The following is a 25,293-nucleotide window of genomic DNA, read 5'->3' as shown; positions in this document are numbered from 1 at the left end:
GGCACCCACGGACGCCGGTCGGGCTGGGAACGCAGCGAGCTACTTCTTCTTGTTGCCCCTGGGGGATACCAGCCGGGCACCGGTCCAGTCCTTGCCCGCGTTCACCGTCGAGGTCTGCTGCAGGCCCGCGGTCGGGGCCGATTCACTGATCTCGCTCGGCTCGACGTGGTTGTCACGGCCGGCTTTGGGGGTCAGCAGCCACACCACGCCGTTGTCGGCGAGGGGGCCCAGGGCATCGGTGAGGATCTCGAAGAGGTCACCGTCGCCGTCGCGGTACCACAACAGCACCGCATCGACGACTTCGTCGGTGTCTTCGTCGACCAACTCGCCGACGCGTTCGGTCAGGGCGTCACGGAGGTCCTCGTCGACGTCGTCGTCGAAGCCCATCTCCATGACCACCATGTTCGGCTCGAAGCCGAACCGGTCCGCCAGGCTGCGTACGCCGTCGGCCTGACCAGCGGTCGCGCTCACTGTCTAAGTCCTCCTAGCCGTCAAATTACGAAAAACCTTGGGGTAGTCCACACACTCCGGGCTCCCGGCGCAAGTGGCGCACCGGGTGTGTGGCAATTTACCGCGCCAGCAGGGCGTGGGCACCCTGTGTGATGGCATCTTCCCCCACGAGCACATGCTGTGCTGCCGGACCCAGGGGAATCAGCGAGTCGGCGGAGGCGATTCGCCTGGCCGCGCCCACGAAGCCGCCGTCGACCAGAGCTGCGAGAACGCCCTCGCCGACGCCGCCGGAGCGGCGGGTCTCGTCGACGATCAGCACCCGGCCGGTGGCGGCGGCCTCGCGTACGAGATCGTTGACGGGAAGCGGATTCAACCAGCGGAGGTCCACCACTCGGGATCCGTAGCCCTGCTCGGCCAGCCGGGCCGCCACACGCAGCGACATGCGCAGTCCGTTGCCGTACGTGATGATGGTGAGGTCTTCAGCGCTGCCGAAGGGGTAGGTGCGGGCGCGGCCGATCGGCACGTGCTCGGTGGTCCAGGCGCCGGGCCCGCTGTACGGGGCGAGCCACTCGTTGTCGCCCTGCTGGTAGAGGTCGCGGGTGTGGTAGAGCGCGATGGGCTCGAGGAACACGCAGACGCTGCCGTCGGACGCCGCCGAGGCCAGGCAGGACCGCAGCATGGGCGCGGCGTCGCTGGGGCGGCTGGGCACGGCCAGCACCAGGCCGGGGATGTCGCGCAGCACGGCGACCGAGTTGTCGTTGTGGAAGTGGCCGCCGAACGCCTGTTGATAGGCGAGCCCGGCCACCCGTACGACCATGGGGTTGCGATAGGCCCCGGAGGAGAAGAACGACATCGTGGCCGCCTCGCCCCGCAGCTGGTCCTCGGCGTTGTGCAGGTAGGCCAGATATTGGATCTCGGGGACCGGGAGCATCCCGTCCAGCCCGGCGCCCAGGGCCAGCCCGAGGATCGTCGTCTCGTCGAGCAGGGTGTCGAAGACCCGTTCGTCGCCGAAGCGCTCCTGCAGGTGCTTGGTGACGCCGTAGACGCCGCCCTTGCGCCCGACGTCCTCCCCGAAGACCAGCACGCCGGGGTCGTACGCGAGCGCGTCGGTCAGGGTGGCGTTGATGGTCTGGGCCAGCGTGAGCGGCCCGGACTGCTCGGGGAGCTTGCCGCCGAACGCGCGGGAGCGGGCGGCGGCGCCGGGGCCGAGGGCCCGGGTGGCGACCTCGGTGATCATGTGGGATGCGCGCAGCGGGCGGCGCGGGGCCAGCGGCGCGACAATCTCGGCCACGTTGGCCAGCTTGGGCTCGCCGAGCACCTCCTCGGCCACCTTGCGGACCTGCCAGCCGACCTCGTCGTAGCGGCTGATCACCTCGTCCGGCCCGAGGAGTCCGGCCTCGACGAGCAGCCGGGCGGTGCCGATCAGCGGGTCGCGTTCCAGGTCGCGGCTGATCTCGTCGGCCGTCCGGTAGGCCACTTCGGCGTCCGCTCCGGCGTGGCCCATCAGGCGCACGGTCGACAGGTGCAGCACGGCGGGCCGACGCTCGCGGCGCACGTAGCCCACCGCCTCGATCGCGGCGTCGTAGGTGTCGGTCAGGTCGCAGCCGTCGGCCGCCGAATATCGCAGGCCGGGCCGGGACTGCAGCATGGCCGCCAGCCAGCCGCCGGGCGTGGGCACGCTGATGCCGAGCCCGTTGTCCTCACAGATCAACAGCAGCGGCATCGGTACGCCGGTGTGCTCGAACCAGCCGGCCGAGTTGAGCGCGGCCGTGGCCGCCGCGTGGTTGGCCGAGGCGTCGCCGAACGAGGCCACGGCGATCGAGTCGCGCGGCCACCGGCTGTCGGGGCGCGGGCGTGCGAGCGAGAAGGCGAGGCCGACCGCCCGGGGCAGGTGAGACCCCACGGTCGAGGTGGTCGGGATGATGTTGAGGTCGGCGCTGCCGAAGACCTTGTGCCGGCCGCCGGCGATCGGCTCGTGGGCCGAGGCGACGACGCCGCGCAGCACGTCCCGGGCGGCGTCGGGCAGGCTCTTGGCGCGGGCGGCGAAGAACGCGGCCGACCGGTAGTGCAGCAGCGCCGGGTCGGTGGGCAGCAGCGCCGCGGCCACCGCCGCGTTGCCCTCGTGGCCGGAGGATCCGATCGTGTAGAAGCCCTCGTTGAAGCTGCGCAGCCACCGGGCCGCGAGGTCGAGGTGGCGGCTGGCCAGCTGGGCGTCGAACAGCTCGAGGGCGCGGGCGCCGGTGAGGGTGGATCCGTCGCGGACGGCGTCGCCGGGTGCGCGGCGGGCCTCCGGTGGTGCGAGGCCCGACACCGCTTCCCGGAAGCGCTCGTCGAGGTTCTGCGGGGTGGTCACCCGACCAGCATTGCCCACCCGGGCCAGCCCCGCCATGTCGGAATCCGGCGATCGGCGGGCTGTCGGGGCGTGACCAGGGAAGGGCTGGCAGACTCGGTTCATGCGTACCGAAGTGATCACGGTCCGGACCGGCTCGCGTCCCGTGGTGCGGGACATCACGCGCGAGGCGGAGCGGTTCGTGGAGTCCGAAGGGGACGGGCTGCTGCACGTGTTCGTGCCGCACGCGACCGCCGGTCTGGCCATCATCGAGACCGGGGCCGGCTCGGACGACGACCTGCTGGCCGCGATCGACCAGCTGCTGCCGGCCGAGGACAGGTGGCGGCATCGACACGGTTCGACGGGGCACGGGCGCGACCATGTGCTGCCGGCCTGGATTCCCCCGTACGCGTCGCTGCCCGTGATCGGGGGCCGGATAGCGCTCGGCACCTGGCAGTCGATCTGTCTTGTGGACACCAACGGGGACAACCCGGAGCGCCAAGTAAGGTTCAGTTTTCTGCCCGGCCAATGAAGTTACTGGTCAGTACGTGTGTCGCGAATCGCGTACCCGCACGGTAGGCGTGACGATGCGCACGGCGAAGGGGCAGGATGGAGCTATACCCGAGCGGCTCACACAATGGGGCGCCCGGTCCGACACCGACCTAGAGGAATGCCTGTGGCCACGGAGCGCAAGCGCCCGGTGATCAGCGACGGCCTGCCGAGCCAGCTTCCGGACATCGACCCCGAAGAAACCAATGAGTGGGTCGAGTCGCTCGACGGAGTCATCGACGAACGCGGCGCCAAGAGAGCCCGTTACGTTATGTTGCGCCTGCTCGAGCGGGCCCGGGAGCGACAGGTCGGCGTCCCGCCCCTGACCTCCACGGACTACATCAACACGATCCCGCCCGAGCAGGAACCCTGGTTCCCGGGCGACGAGTTCGTGGAGCGCCGGATCCGGGCCTACATCCGCTGGAACGCCGCGATGCTGGTGCACCGCGCGCAGCGCCCCGAGATCGGCGTGGGCGGCCACATCTCGACGTACGCGTCGAGCGCCAGCCTCTACGAGGTCGGCATGAACCACTTCTTCCGCGGCAAGGACCACCCCGGCGGCGGCGACCACATCTTCTTCCAGGGTCACGCCTCCCCCGGCATGTACGCGCGGGCGTACATGGAGGGCCGGCTCAGCGAGAACGACCTGGACGGCTTCCGGCAGGAGCTGTCGCACCCGGGCGGCGGCCTCCCGTCGTACCCGCACCCCCGCCTGATGCCGAACTTCTGGGAGTTCCCGACGGTCAGCATGGGTCTCGGCCCGCTGAACGCGATCTACCAGGCCCGGTACAACCGCTACCTGCACAACCGCGGCATCAAGGACACCAGCCAGCAGCACGTCTGGGCGTTCCTGGGCGACGGCGAGATGGACGAGGTCGAGTCGCTGGGCGCGATCGGCCTGGCCGCCCGTGAGGAGCTCGACAACCTCACCTTCGTCATCAACTGCAACCTGCAGCGCCTCGATGGCCCCGTACGGGGAAATGGCAAGGTCATCCAGGAGCTGGAGGCGTTCTTCCGGGGCGCCGGCTGGAACGTCATCAAGGTCGTCTGGGGCCGGGAGTGGGACCCGCTGCTCGCCGCCGACACCGACGGCGCGCTGGTCAACCTCATGAACGTCACGCCCGACGGCGACTATCAGACCTACAAGGGCGAGTCCGGGGCGTACGTACGGGAGAACTTCTTCGGTCGTGACCCGCGGACCCGCAAGCTGGTCGAGGGCATGAGCGACGACGAGGTCTGGAACCTCAAGCGCGGCGGCCACGACTACAAGAAGCTCTACGCGGCCTACAAGGCGGCCACCGAGCACACCGGCCAGCCGACCGTGATCCTGGCCAAGACGATCAAGGGCTGGACGCTGGGCTCGCACTTCGAGGCCCGCAACGCGACGCACCAGATGAAGAAGCTGACGCTGGACGACCTCAAGGGCTTCCGCGACCGCCTCTACCTCGACATCAGCGACAAGCAGCTCGAGGACAACCCGTACCTTCCGCCGTACTTCCACCCCGGTGAGAAGTCCGACGAGATGCAGTACATGCTCGAGCGCCGCCGTGAGCTGGGCGGGTCGATCCCGAGCCGGCGCACCAAGGGCAAGGTGCTCCAGATCCCCGACACCAAGCAGTTCGGGGACATCAAGCGGGGCAGCGGCAAGCAGAAGATCGCCACCACGATGGCCTTCGTGCGCCTGCTCAAGGACCTCATGAAGGACAAGGAGTTCGGCGCCCGGTGGGTCCCGATCATTCCCGACGAGGCCCGTACGTTCGGCATGGACTCGCTCTTCCCGACCAAGAAGATCTACTCGCCGCACGGCCAGACCTACACCTCGGTCGACCGCGAGCTCTTCCTGTCGTACAAGGAGGCGACCAACGGCCAGATCCTGCACGAGGGGATCAACGAGGCCGGGTCGACCGCGAGCTTCATCGCCGCCGGCACGTCTTACGCCACGCACGACGAGCCGATGATCCCGCTCTACATCTTCTATTCGATGTTCGGGTTCCAGCGCACGGCCGACGAGCTGTGGGCGGCGGCCGACCAGATGACCCGCGGCTTCCTGCTCGGGGCCACCGCCGGGCGCACCACGCTCAACGGCGAGGGCCTGCAGCACGAGGACGGCCACTCGCTGCTCATCGCGGCGACGAACCCGGCCGTGGTGGCGTACGACCCGGCGTTCGCGTTCGAGATCGCGCACATCGTCGAGGACGGCCTGCACCGCATGTACGGCGAGAAGCAGGAGAACGTCTTCTACTACCTCACCGTCTACAACGAGCCGGCCGTGCAGCCCGCCGAGCCGGCCGACGTCGACCGGGAGGGCCTGCTCAAGGGCATCTACCGGTACGCGGCGGCGCCCGAGACCAGCGGCCCGAAGGCGCAGCTGCTCGCCTCCGGCACCGGCGTGGCGTGGGCGCTCAAGGCGCAGACGCTGCTCGCCCAGGACTGGGGCGTCGGCGCCGATGTGTGGTCGGTCACGTCGTGGACCGAGCTGCGCCGCGACGCGGTCGAGGCCGAGGAGCACAACCTGCTGCACGTCGGCGACCAGCCCCGCAAGCCGTACATCCAGCAGAAGCTGGAGGGCACCGAGGGCCCGGTCGTCGCGGTCAGCGACTTCATGCGGGCCGTGCCCGACCTGATCGCCCGCTGGGTGCCGAACGCCTACACCTCGCTGGGCACCGACGGCTTCGGCATGAGCGACACCCGGCACGCGCTGCGGCGCCACTTCCACGTGGACGCCGAGTCGGTCGTCGTGGCCACGCTGCGGCAGCTCGCGCTGAGCGGCAAGGTGCCGTCGCACGTGCCGGCCGAGGCGGCCAAGAAGTACGCGATCGACGACGTGAACGCGGCGCCGGTCGGCGAAACGGGCGGCGATAGCTAGATCACAAGCCGGATTCGCCCTTTCCGGGGCGAATCCGGCGTTTCCCGTCTCAGCCGGCTCCCAACCGAGCCGAAAATCCTAGGTGAGACGGAACAGCCGTGGAATGCAAATCAGTCACAAGCTTCTCGCTCTGGGCCTCGGCGGGGTGATCGGCACCGCCGCCGTCCTGGTGATCGTGGGCGCCTGGGAGAGCGGCGAATTTGCCGGCGGGACCGAGCGCCAGGTGGTGGCGCAGAACGCCGCCGCCCTCGACCGCACGACGGCCGATGTGGCCACCCTGGTGCGGTCGGTCGGCAACGAGGTGCAGAACAGCGTCAACGTCAGCATGCGCGCGGCCTCGTCGCTGCTGGCCCAGCGCGGCGGCGCCCGCCTGTCCGGCCAGGACACCACATGGACGGCCGTCAACCAGGTGAGCCAGGCCGAGACCACGGTGCGGCTGCCCCGGCTTACGGTCGACGGCACCTGGCTGGGCCGCAACACCGACTTCGACGTCCGGACCCCGTTCGTCGATGACGCGGCCTCGCTGTCCAGTTCGACCATCACCGTGTTCCAGCGGATGAACCCGGCCGGCGACCTGCTGCGGGTCGGCACGACCGTCCGGAGCAAGGCCGGCACCCGGGCGATCGGCACGTACATCCCCGCGGTGACGGACGGCAAGCCGAACGCGGTCGCCGCGGCCATCAAGGCGGGCAAGCCGTACCGGGGTGTGGCCCAGGTGGTCGGCACCCCGTACGTCTCGGCCTACGACCCGATCAAGAACGCGGCGGGCGAGGTCATCGGCGCGCTCTACGCCGGTGTGCCGCAGGCGGAGGCGCTGGACAATCTGAACGCCGCGGTCGAGGCGGGCGAGGTCGGCGCGAACGGCTGGCTCACCATCCTGAGCACGGCGGCGGCCGACGCCGGCCGGGTCGTCGCGTCGAACATCGAGGGTGCGGCGAACAGCGTGGATCTCTCGTCGACCGACGCCGGCGGCGCCCCCTGGGTCAAGGAGCTGGTGACCAGGGCGCCCACCCTGACCGACGGGCAGACCTGGACGACGAAGTATCAGCTTCCCGGGTCGGCCGGCGCCCCGGCCGGGCCGACCACCACCACGCTCGCCTTCTACGCGCCGTACTCCTGGGCGATCGTCGTCGGCGGCTTCGACCACGACGCGGCCGGTCCGGTCGACACGGTCCGCGACGGGCGTACGGAGATGCTGTGGACGCTGGTCGTGGCGGCCGTGCTGCTGGCGCTGATCGGCGGCGTCGTCGCGGGCGTGCTGGCCCGGCGCATCTCGCGCCGCCTGGCCGGTCTGACCGGCGCGCTGTCCCGGCTGTCGCAGCGGGATCTGACGGTGGCCGTGCCGGTGGACGGCCGGGACGAGATCGCGACGGCTTCGACCGCGCTGAACACCGCGGCCGGCGAGCTGCGCACGGTGATGGTCGAGGTGACCGGCGCCTCGCGGGATCTGGCGTCGACCGCGCACCAGGTCGCGGCGACCGGTGGTGACCTGGCCGGGTCGGCTGAGGCGGCCTCGGCGCGGGCCGGTCACGTCAATGTGGCCGCCGAGAGCGTCTCGACCGTGGTGCAGACGGTGGCGGCGGGCGCCGAGGAGATGGGCGCCTCGATCCGCGAGATCTCGACCAACGCTCAGGACGCGGCCGACGCGGGCCGCGACGGCGTGGGCCTGACCGCGGCCGCGGCCGGCGTGATCGGCGAGCTGCGCAACTCGACCACCCAGATTGCCGACGTCGTACGCCTGATCGCCAGCATCGCCGAGCAGACCAACCTGCTGGCCCTGAACGCGACCATCGAGGCGGCCCGGGCCGGCGAGACCGGCAAGGGCTTCGCGGTGGTGGCCGGCGAGGTCAAGGAGCTGGCCCAGGAGACCGCGCGGGCCACCGAGGACGTGACCGCACGGGTCGCCGCGATCGAGAACGACACGACCCGGGCGGTCGACGCGATCGAGGCCATCTCGGCCCGGATCGCTCAGGTCAACGACTATCAGACGGCGATCGCGGCGGCGGTCGAGGAGCAGGCCGCGACCACGGCCGAGATGGCCCGCAACATCTCCGAGGTGGCCTCGGGCAGCCGCGACATCGCCGAGGGCATCGGGGTGGTCAGCGGCGCGGTCGAGGGCACCCGGGCCTCGGTGGCGGTGTCGCACCAGGCCGCCGACGAGCTGAACGCCACCGCCCGGCGGCTGACCGGGTTGGTGGACAGGTTCACGGTGTAGGCACGTACGTCACGACGTCGACGCCGGTCTTGGTCTGCCAGGTGCCGGTGAGGGTCAGGGCGACCTTCGTGCCCTCGGCCCAGAGCTTGCGCCCCTCGCCCTGCACGACCGGGTAGACCATGATCCGGTACTCGTCGATCAGGTTGTGCCGGGTCAGATAGTTGACCAGGTCGGCGCTGCCGTTGATGAGCAGGTGGGCCGGGCCGGACTTGAGCTCGCGGACCGCGTCGGCGACCTCGCCGCGCAGGAACGTCGCGTTCCACTCCGGCTCGGTCAGCGTCGTGGTGGCGACGTGCTTGGGCATCGAGTTCATCTTCACGCCGAAGTGGCCGGTCGCGGCCTCCATCTGCGGCCAGGCCGCCTTGAACCCCTCGTACGTCTTGCGGCCGAGCAGCAACGCGTCGGCCTCCTGCAGATTCCGGTCCTGCCAGCCACCCAGTTCGTCGTTGAAGTACGGACCGCTCCAGGACGGCTCCTCGAACACTCCGTCGAGCGTCACGTATTCAACGGCAACGATCTTCCCCATGAATTCTCCTTCTCCGGGATACCGGCCGACGCCGACCGTAGCGGACCGGGACCGGCGATGCGGGGACGCACGGAAAGTATCCGTTCGGATGCGTTCCGGAGTATGGACCGGTGGTGCGAGATTTCCGTAAGCTGCCCTCGTGGGTGGCAACGGGGCCTTCCCGAGGAATCGGTGATCCTCTAATCTCCGAGGAAAACACGCCCCGAGGAGGCCGGATGGCCGTCGCTCACGGAGTCCCTGTCCTCGCCACACCGGTCGAGCCCGTCCGGCGGTCATGGATCGGGTTGCTGTTCGCGGCGAACCTGGGGCTCTGGATGGCGTACTTCACGCCGATCCAGGTGCTGCTGCCCGAGCAGGTCGCCGAGATCACTCCGGACAGCAAGGAACTGTGGCTGGGCATCGTCACCGGCATCGGCGCGATCGTGGCCATCGTCGTCAATCCGCTGGCCGGTGCGCTCTCCGACCGTACGAGGATCAAGTTCTTCGGACGCGCGTACGGGCGAAGGCATGTCTGGACCCTGGCCGGCTGCGCCCTCTCGGTGCTCTCGATCGCCGTGCTGGCCGAGGCGTCCAACCTGCTCACCGTGATCGTGGCCTGGTGTTTCGTCACGGTCGGCATCAACATCATGCTGGCCTCGCTGACCGCCGCCGTCCCCGACCGGGTGCCGGTGTCCCAGCGCGGACTGGTGTCCGGCTGGATCGGCATGCCGCAGGCACTCGGCCTGGTCATCGGGGCCATCCTGGTCACGGCCGTGTTCACCGACATCGGCCCGGGCTACATCGCGCTCGGGCTCGGCCTGGTCGTGCTGGCCGTGCCGTTCGCACTGCTGACCAAGGACGATCCGCTGCCGCCGGGCCACCGGGTGCGGGTGCGCTGGAAGATCGACCTGCGGGGCCACCCCGACTACATGTGGGCCTGGGGCACCCGCTTCCTGGTGCAGCTGGGCAACGCCCTCGGCACGCTCTACCTGCTCTATTTCCTCGACGACGCGGTCGGACTGGACGACCCCGACTCCGGCCTGCTCTACATGATCCTGCTCTACACGGTCGGCATGATCAGCACGGCGATGATCGGCGGCTGGCTCTCCGACCGCCTCGGCCGCCGCAAGATCTTCGTGATCTGGTCGGGTGTGCTCATCGCGATCGCCGCCACCCTGCTGGCGATCTGGCCGACCTGGCCGATCTCGCTGGTCGCGGCTTTCCTGTTCGGCATGGGCTTCGGGGTCTACCTGGCGGTCGACACCGCGCTGATCACCCAGGTGCTGCCGAACGAGGCCGACCGGGCCCGCGACCTCGGGGTCATCAACATCGCCAGCGCCGCCCCGCAGGCGCTCGGCCCGCTGCTGGCCGCCCCGATCGTGACCACGCTGGGCGGTTATCCCACCCTGTTCGCGTTGACCGCCCTGGTCAGTCTGGTCGGGGCCGTGGCCGTGGTGAAAATCCGTTCGGTCCCCTAGGTAGTCTGGGCGGGTGACTGTTCGCGTACGCTTCGCCCCTTCCCCGACCGGCATGTTCCACGTCGGCGGCGCCCGCACCGCGCTGCAGAACTGGGTCTACGCCAAGCAGCACGACGGCGTATTCGTGCTCCGCATCGAGGACACCGACGCCGCCCGTAACCGTCCCGAGTGGACCGAGGGCATCCTCTCGGCCCTCGACTGGATCGGCATCGAGCGCGGCTCGTACGAGGGGCCGTATTACCAGTCCTCGTACGCGCAGGACCACACCGCCGCGGCCACCCGTCTCTACGGCGAGGGCAAGGCCTACTACTGCGACTGCAAGCGCGAGGACGTGATCGCCCGCAGCGGCAACCAGCACACCGGCTACGACGGCTTCTGCCGCGACCGGGCTCTCGGGCCGGGCGAGGGCCGCGCGCTGCGCTTCCGCACGCCCGACGAGGGCGAGACGGTGGTCGTGGACCTGGTCCGCGGCAAGCCCACCTTCGAGAACAAGCTGATCGAGGACTTCGTCATCGCCCGCAGCGACGGCTCCCCGCTGTTCCTGCTGGCCAACGTGGTCGACGACATGACCATGGAGATCAACCTGGTCATCCGGGCCGAGGAGCACCTGCCCAACACGCCCAAGCAGCAGCTGCTGTGGGAGGCGCTGGGACACACTCCGCCGGTCTGGGCCCACGTGCCGGTCATCGTCAACGAGAAGCGGCAGAAGCTGTCCAAGCGCCGCGACAAGGTGGCTCTGGAGAGCTACCGCGACGAGGGCTACCTGGCCGCCACGATGAAGAACTACCTGATGCTGCTCGGCTGGGCCCCCTCGGGCGACCGCGAGATCGTGCCGTGGCAGGTCATCGAGGAGGAGTACCGCCTGGAGGACGTCAACCACGCCTCCGCGTTCTTCGACATCAAGAAGCTGCGCGCGTTCAACGGCGACTACATCCGGGCGCTCTCGGTCGAGGAGTTCATCCAGGTCTGCACGCCCTGGCTGAGCGGCACCGACACCATCCCGGCCCCGCCGTGGTCGCCGGCCGCGTTCGACGTCGACGTGTTCACGGCCGTGGCGCCGCTCGCACAGACCCGCATCGCGGTGCTGTCCGAGATCGTGGAGTACGTCGACTTCTTCTTCCTCGACGAGCCCGCCATCGACGAGGCGTCGTGGGCCAAGGCGATGAAGGAGGGCGCGGCCGACATCCTGGACGCCACGGTCACCGCGTTCGAGGCCCTCGAGGACTGGTCGGCCGAGCCGCTCAAGGGCGCGCTCGAGGCGGTGGGCCTGGCTCGCGAGCTCAAGCTGGGCAAGACCCAGGCTCCCGTACGCGTCGCCGTGACCGGCCGCTCGGTGGGGCTGCCCCTGTTCGAGTCGATCGAGGTGCTGGGCAAGGAGCGCACGCTCGCCCGCCTGCGTGCGGCCCGCGCGCGTCTCTGACCCGGTTTGCCGTTCTTTATCGCATAAGGGGTCCGGTCGGCCAATCGCCCGCCGCCGTAACGGTGGTGAAATCCGCTGAGCGGGTGACCGGCCCCCTTCCCGGTTGCGCGGACTGGGTACTATCTCGCCACTGATCAACGGCCGTCGTCGTCTCGGATGTCATCCTCCGGATGACAACAATTCGTGCGGCCCGAGATGCGCCCGAGCCTCAGCTCGGGAAGGCTTGAGGCCTCGGTCGTTCCACGACAGGTGGATCGGCTGATGGCTCGCGAAGCCATGTCCACCACGGGGCGGGGAGGCCGGACGATGGTTCGAGGGGTGATCACGCGGTTCGTTGCGGCGACCGGCGTGCTCGCGGCGACGGCCGCCATGGCGATCGGGCTCACGCCCGCCGCCGCGCAGGCGGAGGGCGCGCCCAAGCCGGCGCCGAAGGCCAACATCATCCAGATCACCGGCAAGGGCGTCGACGACAAGATCGTTATCACCCAGGCCGAGAACAAGCGGCTCTTCTCGAGCCTGCTGAGCGAGGTCAACTGGATGTACTCGGCGCGGTCGCAGACGTCCGCGCTGGCCGCCGACAAGCTCGGCGCGAAATACACGATCACCGTGCTGTCCGGCAAGACCGGCCTGCAGACGTACGACGTGTTCCCGGCGGCCGCCGGTGGCCCGCGGGCGCACCGCCTGGCCAAGCAGCCGGGCGGCAAGAAGGCGGCCGACGGCTGGTTCTACGGCCGGCTCACCCTGCCCGAGACGCTGCGCGTCAGCGGCGTGCCGATCAAGGCCAAGCCCGACGTGGTCGGCGGCGGCATCGGCGGTGGCATCGGCCAGGATCTCGACGCGGACGCCGAGGCGTCGGCCGGGGTCGACGAGGTGTTCGGCCAGATGCGCCGGCTCTACCTGCTCAACGGCGCGGTCATCGCGACCATCTTCATCGGGCTGGCCGGCATCGCCTATCTGATCCGCCGCCGGATCTGACCGCTCAGTTCTCCAGCTCGACCGGGATCCTTCAGTCCTCCGGCTCGACCGGGGTGCCTCAGTCCTCCGGCTCGACCGGGGTGCTGAAGTCGGGGCATCCCCGGTCGCAGTCTTCCTTGCGGCTGAACGCGTCGAACACCCGCTCGTCGGTGGCGACCTGCTCGACCTGGGCGCCGGTGAGCCCCGGCTTCCCGCGACGTGCCCCCTCGTCCCGCTCCCCCGCAGCCATGACCGCCACCGTACGGCCGTCGTCCAGTCGCCGGGCGATGGTCTGCCGCACCTGCCGGTCCGGGTCGCTCACGTCGTCGTAGCGGACGAACTCCAGGCCGGCCGCGCGATCGGGGCGGGCGCACGCGTCCGCGTCCGCCTCCACCGGGAAACACCACTTCTTGCGTACGTCGAAGATTCCGACCTCGACCGTGCCGCGAGCCTGCCCGTCCTCGTCGGCGAGCTCGTAGTGCCGCCAGCCGTTGCCGCGCTCGGACGACCCCCGCACCACCCGCAGCTCACGCCCCCGGACCAGCGGTTCGATCACCTCGAGCACCGCGTCCGAGGAGGCCGGCCGGGTCGCCGGGGCCCGGCTGGGCACGGGCGGCGGCGTGACCGCGGCAACGCCGGCCGTGGTCGGCGCCGCCTTCATTGTGGCCGGGCGGGGCGCCAGCAGGGTCGAGGTCAGCACGTAGCCGAGCACGACGATGATCCCCGCGGTGGCCGCGCCCAGAGCCAGCACGCCCTGCGTACGCCGCCGGCGCAACTTGTCGGCCCGCCGGAAGATGGCGTCGACCTCGTCACCGATCGGCGGTTCGCCCTCGAGCACATGCTCGAGCAGCCGGCTCAGCGGCGCGCTCATCCGGCCATCGCTGCCTCGGACTCACCGAGCAGCTTCTCCAGGGCCGCGAGCCCGGCCCGCTCGTACGCGGAAACCTGCTCGTCCTCCAGGTCCAGCATCGCCCCCGTGGCGTCCACGTCGAAGCCGTCCCAGTAGCGCAGCACCAGCACGGCCCGGCAGCGCGGCGTGAGCTTGTGCAGGGCGTCCAGCAGCAGGATCGACTCCGCCTCGACGCCCGCCGCGCCCGCCGACGCCACGAAGACGTGCTCCCGGCGGCGGTTGCGGCGGCGGCAGGCCTCCATCAGCTCCGAGTACGCGAAGACGTCCGGGTCGGCGACCGCGCCGCGCCGGCTGTCGGCCACCACGCGGGCCAGCGTGGCCCGGGTCAGCTCGGAAGCCATCTGCCAGTCGCCGCACATGAGGAAAGCCGTGCGCCGCATCTGGGGCAGGCGGCTGGTGACGAACTCGCGCAGGGCGGCGTCGTCGCTCTTGGTGCCCTCGGCCGTCTCGTTGTCGCCGGACATAGGCCCTTTATAGGCGGAAAACTGCCCTGTCCGGTGCGGAACGCCGATCACGCGACTCGAACGGCGACCTCCACGAGGCGTACGAGGTCGGTCAGGTCGTCCTCGAACTCGTCATCGCTGTCGGTGGCCACGGTGGTCGCGCCGGTGACCTCGCCGGTCGCGTAGCCCAGCAGGAACGCCAGGATCATGCGGGCCATCCGCGGCACTTGGGCGTCGGCCACACCCGCGTCGTGCAGCACGCTGCGCAGGGCGGCGGTGAGCCAGGACGCCGACGCCCCCGACGCGGGCCGGTTGAGCAGCAGCGGGAAGGCACCCGGGTGACGCTTGGCCAGCCCCCGTACGGCCCGGCCGAGCGCCCGCAGGCGGTGCCGCCAGTCCCCGGGCTTGTCGCTTTCGACGCCTTCGCTGCCTTCGCTGCCCAGTTCCAGGCCGAGCAGGTCGACCAGCCCGTCGAGCATGGCGTCCTTGCCACCCACGTACGGGTAGAGCGCCATCGACGTGAGCCCGACCCGCTCGGCCACCGCCCGCATCGACATCGCCGCGAGGCCACGCTCGTCAACGAGAGCGAGCGCCTGGTCGAGAATGAGCCGTCTCTTGTCGTCCACCGGTTCACCGTTCCCGGCCTCGGCCCCGCACCCACCGTGACGCGCCCACCGTGGCCGGCTGGGCTCACCCGGTCGGGTGAGCCGCCCCGCTCTTCACCGGCTCGCACGCCATGTCGCCGCTCGGCGCTCTTGGCTCGTGCGCGGTCGGCGCTCTTGGCTCGTGCGCGGTCGGCGCCGGCCGGTTCTAGAGGCCGGTCGCCGTCGTCTGTCGTAGCCGGCTCAGCACCAGCGGCCAGGCGGACGGCCACGGCCCGCGGCCCGGCGGCGCGGACGGACCGCGCCGTGCAGGTGGGCTCCCGCCCAGCCCCGCAGTTCGGTGCGGCAGGCGCCCCGGCTCGGACCCGAATCGGGATCGTCCTGATCGACCGGTGGCTCTTCCACTGCCGGCCCGGCGATCACCGGAAGGGCCGCGCCCATCGTCTCCGCGGGCGGCGCGGGTTCGTTCTCCCGTTCCGTCATCTCGCCTCCCCTCACCATGTTCGCGCTCATTGATCGGCAGCTAGCGGCCTGCTTTTACCCCCGGCGGCAGCGAGTCTGCCGACGCTAGGACGACACCATGCCAGGTCACCGACAGAAATCGCGGCAGGGGCGCACCGCTACTCCGGACTATAGGCCTAAAAACGGACAAATCACGCAGGAGTCGTTCGCGCCACTCCCACCGAAACCGCAGCATTCAGCCCACACCGTCGCCGCATGTCCCCGACTGCCGAGGTCACGCCCAGTACGCAGCTCCGGCCGCTCCCTGTGGACAACGCGAAACGCCGCCCACCGCCCCTGTGGACAACCAGCCGCCCCGACTTGACCGCCCGCTAAGTTCCCAACCACGCCCCCCGGGTGGGTGGCCGGGGGAGGTGGGCCAAGGCTAGGAGTGCCCAACAACGAGAAGCGCCCCAAACCAAAAGAGGCGAGCCCGGCACCCCAGCGACGGCGTGGCACGCTGGGGGCGTGTCTGACAGCGCACCACCCCGGGGCCCAGCCAAGCCGCCTCCCGCCGCCACCCTGCGGCGCATCGAGCGGCACGCGGGCGTCCTGGCCACCTCGGCCGTGGCGCGGATGGACGAGACGCTCCCCTGGTTCCGGGCCCTGCCCCCCGATCAGCGGTCCCAGGTCATGCTCGTGGCTCAGGCCGGCGTCCGTTCCCTGGTGGAGTGGCTGCGCTCGGGCGGCGTGGTCGCGGCGACCACGCAGGAGATCTCGGACGAGGTGTTCGCGGCCGCGCCGCGCGCGCTGGCCCGGTCGATCACGCTGACGCAGACGGTTCAGCTGATCAAGGTCACGATCGACGTCGCCGAGTCCGAGGTGGCCGCGCTGGCCGCGCAGGGTGAGGAGGAGCCGCTGCTGCAGGCCATCCTCAAGTTCTCACGTGAGATCGCCTTCTCGGCCGCGCGGGTCTATGCCCGGGCCGCCGAGTCGCGGGGGGCCTGGGACGCCCGGCTGCAGGCGCTGCTGGTGGACGCCCTGTTGCGCGGTGACTCGTCCGACGTGCTGGCCAGCCGGGCCGCGGCGCTGGGGTGGGCCGACGCGCCGCCGGTGGCCGTGGTGGTGGGGCGGTCCCCGGGTGGTGACATCACGGCCGTGCTGCACGCCGTCTACCGGGCCGCGCGCCGGGCCCGCATCGAAGTGATCGGCGGGGTGCACGGCGACCGGCTGGTGGTGGTGATGGGCGGCGCGACCGATCCGCTGGCGACGGCGGAGGCGCTGGCGCCGAGTTTCGGGGAGGGCCCGATCGTGGTCGGTCCGGCGGTGCCGTCGCTCGATCAGGCCACCGAGTCGGCGCGGGCCGCCCTGGCCGGTTATCGCGCGGCCCCGGCCTGGCCGGGTGCGCCCAATCCGGTGGCGGCGGACGATCTGCTGCCCGAACGGGCTCTGGCGGGCGACATGGAGGCGCGGCGGACGCTGCGCCGTGACGCGTACGGGGCCCTGGCTCGTGCCGGCAGCGGTCTCGTCGACACTTTGGACGCCTTCTTCGCCGCCGGTGGGGTACTCGAGAGCACCGCCCGGGAGCTGTACGTGCACCCGAACACCATCCGGTATCGCCTCAAGCGGGTCACCGAGGTCACCGGACTGTCGCCGCTGGACGGGCGGGACGCATTCGCGCTGCGGATCGCGCTGGCGGTCGGGCGTTTGGACCCTGCGACGTAGCTCACCTTCCGGGTTCAGCAATTCACAGCTCCTGGAATCCGGACAAAGGGGAGTGATTTCCGGGCACGTTTGTAGGATTCCTACAACGTCAGTCGTAGGGTTTAGTAGACGCCGTCAGCCCCGCAACCCCGACCGATCCGGAAGAGTCGAAGAGGTGCTCGCCGTACTCTCCCCCGGCCAAGGCTCTCAGAAGCCCGGCTTCCTGACCCCGTGGCTCGATCTGCCCGGCGCCGACACCAAGCTGCGCTGGTGGTCGGCGCTCGCGGGCGTCGACCTGTTGCACCTCGGCACCGCCGCCGAGGCCGACGAGATCAAGGACACCGCCCGTACGCAGCCGCTGCTGGTCGCCGCCTCCCTGCTCGCCGCGAGCGAGCTGCCGCTGGAGCGGGTCGACGTGGTCGCCGGTCACAGCGTGGGTGAGCTGGGCGCCACGGCCATCGCCGGGGTGCTCTCGGCCGAGGCCGCGATCGCGCTGGCCGGCGTACGGGGAAGGGAAATGGCCGCGGCCTGTGCGCTCGAACCGACCGGCATGAGCGCCGTGCTCGGTGGCGACCCCGAGGAGGTGCTCGCCGCGCTCGAGAAGCATGGCCTGCACCCGGCCAACCGCAACGCCACCGGTCAGGTCGTGGCGGCCGGTTCGCTCGACGGGCTGGCCCAGCTGGCCGCCGAGCCGCCGGAGAAGGCCCGCGTCCGTCCGCTCGAGGTGGCCGGGGCGTTCCACACGCCGTACATGGCTCCGGCCGAGGCCGCGCTGGCCGCGGTGGCCGGTGGAGTGACCGTCGCCGACCCGGCCCGCACGCTGCTCTCCGACCTGGACGGCACGGCCGTGTCCGAGGGCCGCGAGATGGTCGGGCGCCTGGTCCGCCAGGTCACCGCGCCGGTCCGGTGGGATCTCGTGATGCGCGCGCTGGCCGATCTGGGCGTCACCGGCGTGATCGAGCTGCCGCCCGCCGGCACCCTGGCCGGGCTGGTCAAGCGCGAGCTCAAGGGCGATGGGGCCCCGGAGATCGTCACTCTCAACACACCGGACGACCTGTCCGCCGCCCGCGACCTCATCGCCCGGCACAGCGGGCACCCGATCGAAGGAGCAACACGATGACCGCGGGCACCCGCATTCTCGCGATGGGGCATTACCAGCCCTCGCGCGTCGTCACCAACGACGATCTCGCGGCGACGATCGACACCAACGACGAGTGGATCAAGAGCCGGGTCGGCATCGCGGAGCGCCGGGTCGCCGACAGCGAGTCGGTCGCCGACATGGCCACCTTCGCGGCTGAGAAGGCGCTGGCCGCCTCGGGCCTGACCGCGGCCGACATCGACCTGGTCACGGTGGCCACCTGCTCCTCGATCGACCGCTGCCCCAACGTGGCGACCCGGGTCGCGGCGCGGCTGGGCATCAACGCCCCGGCGGCGTACGACCTCAACACCGCGTGCTCCGGCTTCTCGTACGCCCTGGGCACCGCCGACCACGCGATCCGGGCCGGCGCGTCGCGCAACGCCCTGGTGATCGGGGCCGAGAAGCTGTCGGACGTCACCGACTGGACCAACCGGACGACCGCCGTGCTGTTCGGTGACGGCGCGGGCGCCGCGATCGTCACCGGCGTGGCCGAGGGCGAGCAGTCCGGCATCGGCCCGGTGCTGTGGGGCTCGGCCCCCGAGAAGGGCGACGCGCTGCGCATCGAGGGCTGGCAGCCCTACATCGAGCAGGACGGTCAGACGGTGTTCCGCTGGGCGACCACCGCGCTCGCGCCGTTCGCGCTGGAGACCTGCGAGAAGGCCGGCATCAAGCCGTCCGAGCTGGCCGCCTTCGTGCCGCACCAGGCGAACACCCGGATCATCGACGGAATCGTCAAGCGCCTCGGCCTCGGCCCGAACGTGGTCGTCGCCAAGGACATCGTCCACTCCGGCAACACCTCCGCGGCCAGTGTGCCGCTGGCCCTGTCCAAGCTGATCGAGAGCGGCGAGGTCGCCTCGGGCGCCCCGGTGCTGCTCTTCGGCTTCGGCGGCGGCCTCACCTACGCCGGCCAGGTCATTCGCTGTCCGTAAGCGTTGATCAACCGGAGCAGTCCCCACCATTTGAGAGGAAACACCTGACAATGGCTACTCGCGAAGAGATCACCTCGGGCCTTGCCGAGATCCTCGAGGAGGTCGCCGGCGTGAACCCGGACGACGTCGCCGAGGGCAAGTCCTTCACCGACGACCTGGACGTCGACTCGCTGTCCATGGTCGAGGTCGTGGTGGCCGCCGAGGAGAAGTTCGGCGTCAAGATCCCCGACAACGAGGTCCAGAACCTCAAGACCGTCGGTGACGCCGTCAGCTACATCGAGGCGAACCACTGACATGAGCAACGTCGACGTCGTCGTCACCGGGCTCGGCGCGACCACCCCGTTGGGCGGGGACGTCGCGTCCACCTGGGACGCCTTGCTCGCCGGCCGCTCCGGGGTGAGTCGACTCACCACGGAGTGGGCCGAGCAGCTCACAGTCAAGATCGGGGCCCAGCTCAAGGTCGACCCGTCCGAGGTCATCGAGCGGGTCCGCATGCGCCGCCTGGACCGTTCCGAGGCGATCGCCCTGATCGCCGCGAAGCAGGCCTGGGCCGACGCCGGCCTCGAGGGTGCCAACCTGGACAAGGAGCGCCTGGCCGTCAGCCTCGGCAGCGGCATAGGGGGTGCGCTCACGCTGCTCAACCAGGACGACATCCTGGAGGAGTCGGGGCAGCGCAAGGTCAGCCCGCACACCGTGCCGATGCTGATGCCGAACGGGCCGGCGGCCTGGGTCGGCATCGAGCTCGGCGCGCAGGCCGGGGTGCACGCCATGGCCAGCGCCTGCGCGACCGGCGCCGAGGCGATGGCGCTGGGTCTGGACATCATCCGCTCCGGCCGGGCCGACGTGGTCATGGCCGGCGGCACCGAGGCGGTCATCCACCCGCTGCCGTACGCCGGTTTCGCCAACATGCGGGCCATGTCGACCCGCAACGACGAGCCGGAGAAGGCCTCCCGCCCCTGGGACAAGGGACGCGACGGGTTCGTCTTCGGTGAGGGCTCGGGCGTGCTGGTGCTCGAGCGGGCCGACCACGCCAAGGCCCGCGGCGCGCGGATCTACGCGCGGCTGGCCGGGGCCGGCATCACGTCGGACGGCTACGACATCGTCCAGCCCGACCCGGAGTGCAAGGGCGGCGCCCGGGCGATGAGCCGGGCGATCCGCGACGCCGGCCTGACCGGCGCCGACATCGTCCACGTCAACGCCCACGCCACCTCGACCCCGGTCGGCGACATGGGCGAGATCCTCGGCATCAAGGCCGCGATCGGCACCCACCCGGTGATCACCTCGACCAAGTCGATGTCCGGCCACCTGCTGGGCGCGGCCGGCGCGCTCGAGTCGATCGCCACCATCCTGGCCATCCGGGACGGCGTGGTTCCCCCCACGATCAACCTGGACGACCCGGACGACAAGCTCGACCTCGACGTGGCGGCGCACAAGGCCCGCCAGCTCGACATCCCCGCCGCCATGAACAACTCGTTCGGTTTCGGCGGGCACAACGTCGCGCTGGTCTTCACCCGCGCCTGATCGTTTCCGAGAAGGGCCCGGCCGCTGCGGCCGGGCCCTTTTTCAGCAGGCCGTACGCGGAAGCCCGGCGACGGCCACGGGCGACTTGCCGGGCGCCTTCGCCTTGCCCGCGACCACCGCGGCCAGCGCGCCCAGGGACAGCTTGCTCGACGAGTACGTGGCCACGAGCACCGGTGACTTGGCCGCGGACAGCAGGTGGGGCGTGTCCATCACGACCGTCACCCGGGCGGACGGGTCGAGGTCGACCGGCCGGTCCCCGTACCCGACGAGATGGATCTTCGTGCCGCCCGCCGCCTGCACGTTGAAGCCCTGGGCCTGCAGTGCCTTGACGAGGGTGACCCGGGCCACCTCGCGGCCCCCCGACGCGGTGACCGTGACCGGCCCGCTGAGCAGCGCGCCCGAGCAGGGTCCGCGCAGCACAGTGATGGAGGCGGCGTCGAGGGCCGAGACCGCCTGCTCGTGGGCCGGCGACGCGACAACCGACAGGTCCGGCTGTTTCTTGGCGGCGGTGCGGAACTTGAGGGTCAAAATGCGCGTGACCGCCTGGACCAGGCGGTCCTTCTTGAGCGAGCCGTCCTTGAGCCCGGCCAGGATGCCGTCGCGAGCCCCGCCGATGCTGGGCGGCATCAGCAGCATGTCGTTTCCGGCGTTCAGGGCGCGTACGGCGGCCTCGCCCGGCGCCCACTTCATCGCCGGCGGCATGTTCATCGCGTCGGTCACCGCGACCCCGGTGAACTTGAGCTGCCCGCGCAGCACGTCCGTCATGATCTTTTTGGAGAAGGTGGCCGGCACGCCCTTGTCGAGCGCCTGCAGGTCGAGGTGGCCGGACATCACCACGCCGGCGCCCGCGTCCACGCCCGACTTGAACGGCGGCAGGTCCTGCGCGGTCCAGGCGGCCTTGCTCTGCGCCACCACGGGCAACCCCTCATGACTGTCCCCGCTGGTGTGCCCGTGCCCCGGGAAGTGCTTGAGACCGGCTGCCACCCCCGAACCTTCCAGACCCCGTACGGCCGCAGCGACCTGGGCGGCGTTGGCCTTGGCGTCGGCGCCGAACGCGCGCGAGCCGATCACCGTGTTGGCCGGCGGGCCCAGGGTGTCGGCGACCGGGGCGAAGTCGACGGTGATGCCCATGGCCGCCAGCTCCTCACCGGCCGCCCGCCACGCCCCCTCGGTGAGCTTGGGCTGACCGGCCGCGCCCGCACCCATGGCCGAGGGCAGCATGGTGACGCCCTCGGTGACCCGGGTGACGACCCCGTACTCCTGGTCGGTGCCGATCATCAGCGGGGCGCCGCCGGGCAACTGGCGCGCGGCGGCCTGCAGCCCGTCGGTCAGCGCGCGGACCTGCTTCGGGTTCTCGACGTTGGTGGTCGGGTTGGTGGCGCCGGTCGGGTCCTTGGCGGTGAAACTGACCAGGATGAGCCCGCCCAGGTGGAACTTGGCGATCATCTCGGCGGGCGTGTTCACCGCGGCCAGACCCTGATTGCCGGCAGCCGAGCCCTTGTCCACCGTCGTCGCGTCGCTTCCGTACGCGTACGGCATGAGCACCTGACCGGCCAGGTCGGCGTCGCTCATCGTGGCCACGGCGGCGGCCGCCCGCGCCGCGGGATCACCGACCGGCTCGGAAGCCGGGGCGGAGGGCGGATTCGAGGGCACGGCCGGTGGCGCCGGGGCGCTGGCCTGCGGCGCCGGGGCGTCGTCGGAGCCGCACGCCGCGGCGGCCAGCACGAGCGGGATAACCAGGGCGGCTCGGACGATCCTCATGCAAGCATCGAATCAGGGGGCCATCCGGGCGTAACGCGCGGGTCAGCCCACCCGGGTGAGCAACGTCACCGGGGCGCCGTCACCGGCGTACCGGTACGGCTCGAGCTCGGCGTCCCAGGCCGTGCCCAGCGCCTTTTCCAGGGCATGCGAAAGTGCCTCCGGCGCCCGCGCGGAGGCCATGATCGAGCGCAACCGGTCCTCACCGATCTGGATGTCGCCCGACGCGCCCATGATCCCGTGAAAGAGGCCGCGACCCGGGACGTGCATGAAACGCTCGCCGTCTACACCCGGGCTCGGTTCCTCGGTCACCTCGAAACGGATCATGGGCCACTGCCGGAGGGCAGCAGCCAGCTCGGCGCCAGTACCGGAACGTCCGGTCCAGCTGCACTCGGCGCGCCGCATGCCGGGATCGACCGGCTGCGTCGTCCAATGCAGCGTGACCGGCGCTGTCAGTACGCGCGCGATCGCCCACTCGACGTGTTGGCACACGGCAAGTGGGCTCGAGTGGACGTATACGACGCCACACGTTGGCACGGTGACCTCCCGAAGACCGAGGTGCGTCTTCCCCTACGACCTCGACCGCGGTTGATCGTGTCCCATGATGCCGGTTGGTACGGATGGTGCGCCAGGGAATCGGCAACATCGACATCGGATCGGCCGTAGTGGCACACCCTGCTCAACGCTTCAACCTGCTCGGACGGCACGGTCCGGCCGACATCGTGTAGAGTTCGACAAGGCCTTTTCTGCTTTCCTCCAAGGAGTGCCGCCGTGGCGAGCAACACCTCAAAGACCGCCCGCGCATCAGTCCGCGCCGGCCAGAGCGCCGGTGGCGCCCTCAGCGTGCTCGGTGAGTACAAATACCTCATCCCGCTGGCCAACGGTCGCTTCGCGTACGTGCGGAACCTGACCAACGGCAAGACCGCGCACCTCAAGACCGACTCCGACGCTTTCGTCGAGGAGATCCGGCTGCTGTCCGCGGCCGGTCACGGTGCCAAGATCCGTGCCGAGCTGGGCGCCCTCGACGAGGCGAACCCGTCGCACGGCTGGAGCGCCACCGAGAAGCGCCTGGCCGAGGCCGGCGTTTTCGAGGGCTGACAGCCCACCCGCAAGATCACGAAGGCGCCTGACGGCTTACGGCCGACAGGCGCCTTTTTGCGTCTTCTGATGATCACCCCACCGAGATCACCGGGGTACGACCATCGCGTGACTGACAGATCAGGGCAAAAGCTCGACCACGCCGGTATCCAGGTCATAAACGGCGCCGACCACGTCGACCCGCCCGGCCGCCACGGCGTCGGCCACCACGTCGACCACGCTCATCCGGCGGACCGTACGGCCGACGTGGGCCCGCATCGCCTTCTCGGCGGCGTCGGGATCGTCGACGCCCACCGCGCGTACGGCCGGGGTGATCTCGTCGACCAGATAGCCGATCTCTCCCGCCGGGACCTCGCCCGCCCGCAGGGCCGCGACCGACGCGGCCACCGCGCCGCACCGCTTGTGACCCAGCACCATGATCAGCGGGACGCCCAGCTCGGCCACGGCGAAGCCGACCGAGCCCAGCACCGCGCGGTCGACCACATGGGCCCCCGAACGCACCACGCAGATCGACCCGAACGTCTGGTCGAAGATCGCCTCGAGCGGCACCCGGGAGTCGATGCAGCCCAGCACCACCGCATGCGGCTGCTGCCGGCCCGACGAGGCGGCAGCGGCCGAGACACGATGCCCGTGCTCGGGGCGGCCACTGACGAACCGTTTATTGCCCGCGACCAGCTCGGCCAGGGCTTCGGCAGCATTGGTGATCGGTACGGCGGGCCCCGCCGACGGGTCGGTCGTCATATAGGTGATTCTGGCCCAGTTCGGCCGCATGAACAGCGAGTGCGAGCCAACTCACGTTCAGCGAAGGACTTTCGGCCCTGGTGCGCCGAATCAGAAGTGGCTTTTCGGGTGATCGCGAGTGATGCTTATTACCCGTGGGTACTACGGGGCCGTGCGGATCACGGAGGTGCCCATGTCGGAGCGATCGGAGTTGACTCTTCCCGACGGCGTGCGGTTGCACGTCGAGGCGTACGGGCCGGCTGACGCGCCGCTCACAGTGGTGCTGGCGCACGGCTGGTGCCAGGACAGGCGTACGTGGAGAAACCAGATCGCCGCCCTGCGCGTGCTCGGCGCCCGCCGCCCCCGTGTGATCGCCTACGACACCCGCGGCCACGGCCGGTCCAGCCCCACCGGGCTCGGCGGGGCCACGCTGGGCCAGCTGGGCGACGACTTGGCCGAGGTGCTGCGCCACTACGCCCCCACCGGCCCCGTCGTGCTCGCCGGCCACTCCATGGGCGGCATGACGATCATGGAGTTCGCCCACGCCCACCCCGAGCTGTTCGCCGAGCGCGTGGCCGGCCTGCTGTTCGTCTCGACCACGGCCGAGGGCCACACCCACACGCAGTACGGGTTGCCGGGCCGGATCGCCGCGCTGCTGCGAGCGGGCGAGACGATCGGCGCCGGGCTGCTGGCCCGCTCCGGCGCGTGGCGTCCGCACCGCGCCCTGCTGCCCGCCCTGCGCCCGGCCGTGCGCTGGCTGCTGTTCGGCGACGACTGCGACGAGGCCGCGCTCGACCTGGCCATGCGCTCGTTCGGCCGGGCGCCGCTGCGCTCGATCGGCGCCTTCCGCCCCTCGATCGGCGCCCAGCAGCGCCTCGACACGCTGAGCGCCCTGGCCGACATGCCGGCCGCGGTGCTGGTCGGCGAGCGGGACCGGCTGACCCCGCCCGCCTGCGCCGAGTCGATCGCCGAGGCGCTGCCCTTCGCCGAGCTCCGGGTGGTGCCGGGGGCCGGGCACATGCTGCCGCTGGAACGGCCGCTCGAGGTGTCGGCCGCGCTGACCGCCATCGTCGAGCGAGCCACCCCGGCCCCCGCCCGCCGGGCCCGTCGCAGCCGGCGGAGCGCTAGCACACTCAAGAAGGCGGCCTAGGGTTTTCCACAGCGCGGCGGTTATCCACGTTGAGATGCTGGGTGGCCCTTGGCGGCGAGTCTGACTCGTTATCCACATGGCATCCGCGATAGAACTTGGTGGATCTTCGGCGT

The 25,293-nt window shown here is 70.8% G+C and carries 23 protein-coding genes; 13 read left to right on the top strand and 10 right to left on the bottom strand.

Going from position 1 to position 25,293, the window contains the following annotated elements; all coding sequences use genetic code 11:
• Window positions 1–39: 39 nt before the first annotated feature.
• Entirely contained in the window at window positions 40–471 is a 432-nt protein-coding gene (locus ACZ3I4_RS46345) for a DUF3052 domain-containing protein (protein WP_465388563.1), read from the bottom strand.
• 97 nt (window positions 472–568) lie between these two features.
• Window positions 569–2,839: a thiamine pyrophosphate-dependent enzyme gene (locus ACZ3I4_RS46340; RefSeq protein ID WP_465388562.1), complete on the bottom strand. Its 2,271-nt coding sequence runs from the start codon at window positions 2,837–2,839 to the stop codon at window positions 569–571.
• A 64-nt stretch (window positions 2,840–2,903) separates the two neighbouring features.
• Here ACZ3I4_RS46340 and ACZ3I4_RS46335 point away from each other — a divergent pair, with 64 nt between their 5' ends.
• The 3 genes from ACZ3I4_RS46335 to ACZ3I4_RS46325 all read left to right on the top strand — a co-directional run bounded on the left by ACZ3I4_RS46335 (window position 2,904) and on the right by ACZ3I4_RS46325 (window position 8,409).
• Window positions 2,904–3,311: a YjbQ family protein gene (locus ACZ3I4_RS46335; protein ID WP_465388561.1), complete on the top strand. Its 408-nt coding sequence runs from the start codon at window positions 2,904–2,906 to the stop codon at window positions 3,309–3,311.
• 144 nt (window positions 3,312–3,455) lie between these two features.
• Window positions 3,456–6,194 (top strand): pyruvate dehydrogenase (acetyl-transferring), homodimeric type, encoded by a 2,739-nt coding sequence (gene aceE, locus ACZ3I4_RS46330; RefSeq protein ID WP_465388560.1) that lies wholly within the window; start codon window positions 3,456–3,458, stop codon window positions 6,192–6,194.
• A 103-nt stretch (window positions 6,195–6,297) separates the two neighbouring features.
• Window positions 6,298–8,409 carry a methyl-accepting chemotaxis protein gene (locus ACZ3I4_RS46325; protein ID WP_465388559.1) on the top strand — a complete coding sequence of 704 codons (2,112 nt, stop codon included), beginning with the start codon at window positions 6,298–6,300 and terminating at the stop codon, window positions 8,407–8,409.
• On the opposite strand, the gene ACZ3I4_RS46320 is transcribed toward ACZ3I4_RS46325, so the two are convergent.
• Window positions 8,399–8,935 (bottom strand): dihydrofolate reductase family protein, encoded by a 537-nt coding sequence (locus ACZ3I4_RS46320; RefSeq protein ID WP_465388558.1) that lies wholly within the window; start codon window positions 8,933–8,935, stop codon window positions 8,399–8,401. The genes ACZ3I4_RS46325 and ACZ3I4_RS46320 overlap by 11 nt on opposite strands.
• Before the next feature lie 215 nt (window positions 8,936–9,150).
• Between ACZ3I4_RS46320 and ACZ3I4_RS46315 the strand changes: the two genes are divergently transcribed.
• The 3 genes from ACZ3I4_RS46315 to ACZ3I4_RS46305 all read left to right on the top strand — a co-directional run bounded on the left by ACZ3I4_RS46315 (window position 9,151) and on the right by ACZ3I4_RS46305 (window position 12,787).
• Window positions 9,151–10,392, top strand: coding sequence for an MFS transporter (locus tag ACZ3I4_RS46315; protein WP_465388557.1), 1,242 nt, complete (start codon window positions 9,151–9,153; stop codon window positions 10,390–10,392).
• A 13-nt stretch (window positions 10,393–10,405) separates the two neighbouring features.
• The gene (gltX, locus tag ACZ3I4_RS46310; protein ID WP_465388556.1) at window positions 10,406–11,812 is read left to right on the top strand and encodes a glutamate--tRNA ligase; all 1,407 of its coding nucleotides are present in this window, start codon (window positions 10,406–10,408) and stop codon (window positions 11,810–11,812) included.
• 318 nt (window positions 11,813–12,130) lie between these two features.
• Complete coding sequence (locus tag ACZ3I4_RS46305) at window positions 12,131–12,787, top strand: hypothetical protein (RefSeq protein WP_465388555.1); 657 nt, start codon at window positions 12,131–12,133, stop codon at window positions 12,785–12,787.
• 58 nt (window positions 12,788–12,845) lie between these two features.
• Here the strand turns inward: ACZ3I4_RS46305 and ACZ3I4_RS46300 are convergent, their stop codons facing one another.
• From ACZ3I4_RS46300 to ACZ3I4_RS46285, 4 genes are all read right to left on the bottom strand, one after another.
• On the bottom strand, window positions 12,846–13,637 hold the full coding sequence (locus tag ACZ3I4_RS46300) for a hypothetical protein (RefSeq protein ID WP_465388554.1): 792 nt from the start codon (window positions 13,635–13,637) through the stop codon (window positions 12,846–12,848).
• On the bottom strand, window positions 13,634–14,140 hold the full coding sequence (locus tag ACZ3I4_RS46295; protein ID WP_465388553.1) for an RNA polymerase sigma factor: 507 nt from the start codon (window positions 14,138–14,140) through the stop codon (window positions 13,634–13,636). Before ACZ3I4_RS46295 ends, ACZ3I4_RS46300 begins: the two co-directional genes overlap by 4 nt.
• A 47-nt stretch (window positions 14,141–14,187) precedes the next feature.
• Window positions 14,188–14,745 carry a TetR/AcrR family transcriptional regulator gene (locus tag ACZ3I4_RS46290; RefSeq protein ID WP_465388552.1) on the bottom strand — a complete coding sequence of 186 codons (558 nt, stop codon included), beginning with the start codon at window positions 14,743–14,745 and terminating at the stop codon, window positions 14,188–14,190.
• A gap of 219 nt (window positions 14,746–14,964) precedes the next feature.
• The gene (locus tag ACZ3I4_RS46285) at window positions 14,965–15,204 is read right to left on the bottom strand and encodes a hypothetical protein (RefSeq protein WP_465388551.1); all 240 of its coding nucleotides are present in this window, start codon (window positions 15,202–15,204) and stop codon (window positions 14,965–14,967) included.
• Window positions 15,205–15,690: 486 nt separating this feature from the next.
• Between ACZ3I4_RS46285 and ACZ3I4_RS46280 the strand changes: the two genes are divergently transcribed.
• The 5 genes from ACZ3I4_RS46280 (at window position 15,691) to fabF (ending at window position 20,454) form a co-directional block, all read left to right on the top strand.
• Window positions 15,691–16,887 carry a PucR family transcriptional regulator gene (locus ACZ3I4_RS46280; RefSeq protein ID WP_465388550.1) on the top strand — a complete coding sequence of 399 codons (1,197 nt, stop codon included), beginning with the start codon at window positions 15,691–15,693 and terminating at the stop codon, window positions 16,885–16,887.
• Window positions 16,888–17,041: 154 nt separating this feature from the next.
• Entirely contained in the window at window positions 17,042–17,986 is a 945-nt protein-coding gene (locus ACZ3I4_RS46275; protein WP_465388549.1) for an ACP S-malonyltransferase, read from the top strand.
• On the top strand, window positions 17,983–18,933 hold the full coding sequence (locus ACZ3I4_RS46270; RefSeq protein WP_465388548.1) for a beta-ketoacyl-ACP synthase III: 951 nt from the start codon (window positions 17,983–17,985) through the stop codon (window positions 18,931–18,933). The genes ACZ3I4_RS46275 and ACZ3I4_RS46270 overlap by 4 nt, the downstream gene beginning before the upstream one ends.
• Before the next feature lie 50 nt (window positions 18,934–18,983).
• Window positions 18,984–19,226: an acyl carrier protein gene (locus tag ACZ3I4_RS46265; RefSeq protein WP_184953034.1), complete on the top strand. Its 243-nt coding sequence runs from the start codon at window positions 18,984–18,986 to the stop codon at window positions 19,224–19,226.
• 1 nt (window position 19,227) lies between these two features.
• Complete coding sequence (fabF, locus tag ACZ3I4_RS46260; protein WP_465388547.1) at window positions 19,228–20,454, top strand: beta-ketoacyl-ACP synthase II; 1,227 nt, start codon at window positions 19,228–19,230, stop codon at window positions 20,452–20,454.
• Window positions 20,455–20,496: 42 nt separating this feature from the next.
• Here the strand turns inward: fabF and ACZ3I4_RS46255 are convergent, their stop codons facing one another.
• Together ACZ3I4_RS46255 and ACZ3I4_RS46250 are read right to left on the bottom strand one after the other, a co-directional pair.
• Window positions 20,497–22,215 (bottom strand): glycoside hydrolase family 3 protein, encoded by a 1,719-nt coding sequence (locus tag ACZ3I4_RS46255; protein ID WP_465388546.1) that lies wholly within the window; start codon window positions 22,213–22,215, stop codon window positions 20,497–20,499.
• Window positions 22,216–22,257: 42 nt separating this feature from the next.
• On the bottom strand, window positions 22,258–22,749 hold the full coding sequence (locus ACZ3I4_RS46250) for a DUF3145 domain-containing protein (RefSeq protein ID WP_465388545.1): 492 nt from the start codon (window positions 22,747–22,749) through the stop codon (window positions 22,258–22,260).
• 234 nt (window positions 22,750–22,983) lie between these two features.
• On the opposite strand from ACZ3I4_RS46250, the gene ACZ3I4_RS46245 reads away from it, so the two are divergent.
• On the top strand, window positions 22,984–23,310 hold the full coding sequence (locus ACZ3I4_RS46245; RefSeq protein ID WP_465388544.1) for a hypothetical protein: 327 nt from the start codon (window positions 22,984–22,986) through the stop codon (window positions 23,308–23,310).
• Window positions 23,311–23,430: 120 nt separating this feature from the next.
• On the opposite strand, the gene ACZ3I4_RS46240 is transcribed toward ACZ3I4_RS46245, so the two are convergent.
• The gene (locus ACZ3I4_RS46240; protein WP_465388543.1) at window positions 23,431–24,051 is read right to left on the bottom strand and encodes a carbonic anhydrase; all 621 of its coding nucleotides are present in this window, start codon (window positions 24,049–24,051) and stop codon (window positions 23,431–23,433) included.
• 172 nt (window positions 24,052–24,223) lie between these two features.
• Between ACZ3I4_RS46240 and ACZ3I4_RS46235 the strand changes: the two genes are divergently transcribed.
• The gene (locus tag ACZ3I4_RS46235; RefSeq protein WP_465388542.1) at window positions 24,224–25,180 is read left to right on the top strand and encodes an alpha/beta fold hydrolase; all 957 of its coding nucleotides are present in this window, start codon (window positions 24,224–24,226) and stop codon (window positions 25,178–25,180) included.
• The last annotated feature ends 113 nt before the right edge of the window (window positions 25,181–25,293 follow it).

Source organism: Actinoplanes sp. NPDC021490 (assembly GCF_055562135.1).
The sequence above is the reverse complement of the archived record's forward strand: the minus strand, read 5'-3'. Positions and strand labels throughout refer to the sequence as shown.